The sequence below is a fragment of the Ruegeria sp. CDSA246 genome (genome assembly GCF_059611225.1).
The window spans coordinates 1-1,054 of sequence record NZ_JBXWPD010000057.1 but is presented as its reverse complement, the minus strand read 5'-3'; the positions used below and the strand labels follow the sequence as shown (position 1 = coordinate 1,054).

1 protein-coding gene is annotated in these 1,054 nt (G+C 50.6%); it reads left to right on the top strand.

Annotated features, from left to right (window positions below):
* Positions 1-305: 305 nt before the first annotated feature.
* Positions 306-1,054: AraC family transcriptional regulator ligand-binding domain-containing protein (locus AC2FI9_RS22795; protein ID WP_496771015.1), on the top strand; the 749-nt coding region annotated here is incomplete at its 3' end.

Here is a 1,054-nt window from a genome sequence, read left to right as displayed (position 1 = left end):
TCAAAGACATGAACATTTGTGAAAAGGATCGGGAAACTTTCTTCCTGTGAAGCGGCATGAGTTGGAAACAGATGGCTCGCAGCCAGTACTGCGGGCACAAGTATGCGCATCAGGCATCCGTTCATTAGGGCTCCTATCTTCAAGAATCGCAAAAGGCGCAATTAGGAGTCATTATAGAATTCGAATAACTTAATGCCTGACAGATTACCGGTTCGAGAAAAATAGTTTTGGGAAGCTGCAAGATTTCATAATTTTATTGTGGGAATTTCCTACACTCGGGCATATTGCGAATTTCTGGAGAAGAGATGACAAGAAGACTTGGTAATAACACGGATCAGTCGCTGCCTCTCGTCAGGGCTTCAGTTGCGGGTCCGGTTGTCGCAGCGCTTCGCAGCGTGGGGGTCGAACCCGCGTTTGTTCTTGATCCTCTGGGGTTGAACGAAGCGCAGGTAATGGACCCGAAGAATTTCCTGCGCCACGATACCGTCTACCAGATCTATCAGGCCGTGGCAGAAGCCACTTCAACGGATTTTTGCGCACGGGTCGGGCAATCCGTTGACCTTGTCAAATTTCTCCCGCTCGGCGATATGCTGGCAGAAGCCCTAACATTGGGAGACTTTTTTACCAGATTCACACAAGCGGTTTCCAAGGAATCCAATGCCGTTACGCAATCCCTCTTTGTCGAAGGAGAGCACGCGTATTTCAGTGCCAAAAGGAACTTCCAGATTTCGGTTTCTCCAAGCCAAATCGATGCGTTTCTGACGAGCATATGGATATCCCTGTTGCACCGTGCCCTGGATTTCAGGTGGGATCCCAACCAGGTCATTCTTCGCGTCAGTGACCCGGATGCGCTGCCCGGTCAGTTTCACGGCGTTCGGGCAATCAAGTGCAATCCTCAAGGTTTTTCGATCAGGTTTCCCTCCAACTGGTTAAGTTACAGATTACGACCAGAGGCACTGGAAAACCCCCCAGACTACAGGGTTATGGATGAGGATCTGGCCGCCCCGCAGGATTTCCTTGCGGGACTGGAAGGCCTGATCAGGGTCCATCTTGC